This is a genomic window from Anaeromyxobacter oryzisoli, from assembly GCF_022690765.1.
Classification (GTDB): Bacteria; Myxococcota; Myxococcia; order Myxococcales; family Anaeromyxobacteraceae; genus Anaeromyxobacter; species Anaeromyxobacter oryzisoli.
The window spans coordinates 1-2646 of sequence record NZ_JALCZA010000158.1 but is presented as its reverse complement, the minus strand read 5'-3'; the positions used below and the strand labels follow the sequence as shown (position 1 = coordinate 2646).

Here is a 2646-nt window from a genome sequence, read left to right as displayed (position 1 = left end):
TCGCGGCTCGACGGCTCGTCGCGGCGGTCCGGCCAGCCCGCGGCGTCGCCGCCCCCGCGCCCCGCGCCGCGCCCGCGCCCCGCGAGGACGGCTCCGCGGGCGCGATCTCCGCCCACGTCCAGGCCGCGCTCCGGCACGCCATCGCCGGGCGCACCGAGGACGCGCTCCGGGACGCGCGCGCCGCGCTGTTCCTCGACCCCCGGCACCTCTACTCGCGCCTGCTCCTGGGCCGGACGTTGCTCCCCGTGGACCGCCCGCGCGGGCGCGAGGTCCTGCGCGACCTGCTCGACACCACCGCGCGCCTCCCGCCGGACCAGGCGGTGCCCACGGCCGACGGGCTGTCGGTCGCGCAGCTCGCCGCCGTCGCCCGCCACCTCCTCGAGCGGCCGGAGGGCGCGTGACCGTCGCGCTGGCGCAGCCGCAGCTCGTGATCGGCGACGCGGACGCGCTCGAGCGGCGGGCGCGCGCGCTCGCCGAGCCCGCGTCCGCGGAGGACGGGGCGGTCGGCGCGCTGCGCGTGGTGGCGTTCCACCTCGGCGGCGCGGCCTGCGCCGTGGACGCCGACGTCCTGGAGCGGGCGCTGGTCGCGCTCGCGCGCCCGTTCGCGGTGCCGCTCGCGTCCGGCGAGCAGCGCGTCGTCGCCTTCGTGGACGAGCGTCCGGTGGCGGTCGTCGACCTCGCCGGGATCGTCGACGACGGGCCGCGGCCCGCCGCGTCCCTCGACGGGCGGCCCGCCCTCGTCCTCCGCACCGGGGGCGGCCTGGTGGCGGTCGTGGTGGACGGCCCCCTCGAGCTCGCGGAGGAGCGGGTGGTCGCGAGCGTCGGGGCGGCGGAGGCCGACGCGGGCGGCGCGATCGTGCGGCTCGCGGGCCGGCTCGCGGGCGGCGCCGCCCTCGTGGACGGGAGCTGGCTGGCGACGTGGGCCTGGAAGGCGGCCACCGCGTGAACCTCGATCCCTCCACGCGCGCCCGCCTGGTCGGGCTCTTCGTCACCGAGGCCGAGGAGACGGTCCAGGCGCTCCGGGCGTCGGCCGTCCAGATCGGCGCGGGCGATCTCGGGACGCCCCTCTCCGAGTTCGGCCGCGTCGCGCACGGGCTCAAGGGGGCGGCGGCCGCGCTCGGGTACGCGTCGCTCGCCCACGGGCTGCACGCGCTGGAGGAAGTCGCCCTCGGCCTCCGGGGCGCCCCCGCGGACGCGGCGGCGCGCCTCGGGCGCGTCGGCGGCGCGCTCGACGTGCTCGAGGAGGGGATCTCGCGCATGGCCGCCAGCGGGGCGGACGGCGTGCCGGGGGACGTCGTGGCGCGCCTCCTGGCCCTCGTCGCGCCCGGCGAGACGCCCGCGCAGGGGCCCGCCGACACGCCCGGCCCGTCCACTCCCGCCTCGGCCGCGGCGCCGGACGCTCACGCCGGCGGCGAGCGCGTGACGCGCGCCCCGGCCGAGGTCGCCGAGCGCCTCAGCGTCCCGGCGGCGGACGTGGACGAGGCGCTCCGGCTGGCGGCGTCCCTCGCCCGGGCCGCGACCCAGCTCAGCGACGCGCTCGCGTCCCGCGCCGGGCCCGACGCGGCGGCCCAGTCGGTGGCCGCGTCGGCGGTGGCGCTCGAGGCGATCGTGGCGTCGCTGCGGCTCGTCCCGGCCGAGGGGGCGCTGTCGGGGCTCGACGAGGAGGTGGCCGCGCTCGGCGCGCGCCTCGGCAAGGCCGTCGGGCTCTCCGTCGTCGGACGGGAGGTCCGGGCCGATCGGCGGACGCTCCACTCCGCGAGGGGGATGATCCGACACCTCGTGCGGAACGCGGTGGATCACGGGATCGAGGCCCCGGAGGCGCGCGCCGCGGCGGGGAAGAGCGCCGAGGGTCGGATCACCGTCTCGGTGGAGGCGGTGGAGTCCTCGCTCCGCGTGGAGGTGGCGGACGACGGCGCGGGGTTCGATCTCCCCGCGCTGCGGCGCGAGCTGGCGCGGCGGACCGGGGACCCCGCCCAGATCGAGGCGCTGTCCGACGACGTGGTGCTGCAGCGGTGGGCGTTCGAGGGCGGCTCGACGCGGAGCGCGGCGACGGAGATCTCCGGCCGCGGCCTCGGCCTCTCGGCGGTCGCGCAGATGGCGCGCGACGGCGGCGGCGGGATCGAGGTGCGATCCGTGCGCGGGCTCGGCAGCGCGGTCGCGTTCACGCTGCCCCTCGACGTCTACGCGGTGGAGGTGCTGGTGGTCGAGGCCGCGGGGCGGACCTTCGGCGTGCCGCTCTCCGCGGTCGATCGCACCGTCCACCTCGCGGCCGCCGGCGCCGCGGTCCACGAGGGACCGTCCGGTCGGACCCTCGCGGTGGACGAGGTGATCATCCCGCTTGCGCCGCTCGCCGACGTCGTCGGCGGCCCACGGGCGACGGGGCGCGAGCGGTTCGCCGTCGTCGTGCGGAGCGACAGCCGGAACGCGGCCCTGATGGTGGACGACGTGGGGACGGTGATCGGCGTCGTCCCGGGCATGGTGCCGGGCGTGGCGCAGCAGAACGCGCTCGTGACGGGCCTCGCGCGGCTGGGCGACGGGAGCCCGCTCGCGCTCCTCGATCCCCGGCACCTCCTCGAGCGCGCCCGCGCGGCTCCTCGGGCCGACCGCGCGGCCGGCGCGCCCCAGGCGCCGCGCGGGGCGGCGCCG

At 80.0% G+C, this 2646-nt stretch carries 2 protein-coding genes and 1 pseudogene; all 3 read left to right on the top strand.

Annotated features, from left to right (window positions below; translation table 11 throughout):
* Positions 1-401: pseudogene (locus MNZ27_RS23085) on the top strand (hypothetical protein); the annotation flags it as partial.
* A complete protein-coding gene (locus MNZ27_RS23080) occupies positions 398-946 on the top strand; it encodes a hypothetical protein (protein WP_242396412.1) in 549 nt (182 codons plus the stop codon). The pseudogene MNZ27_RS23085 and the gene MNZ27_RS23080, both read left to right, overlap by 4 nt.
* On the top strand, positions 943-2646 hold a 1704-nt coding region (locus tag MNZ27_RS23075), incomplete at its 3' end, for a chemotaxis protein CheW (protein WP_242396411.1). The genes MNZ27_RS23080 and MNZ27_RS23075, both read left to right, overlap by 4 nt.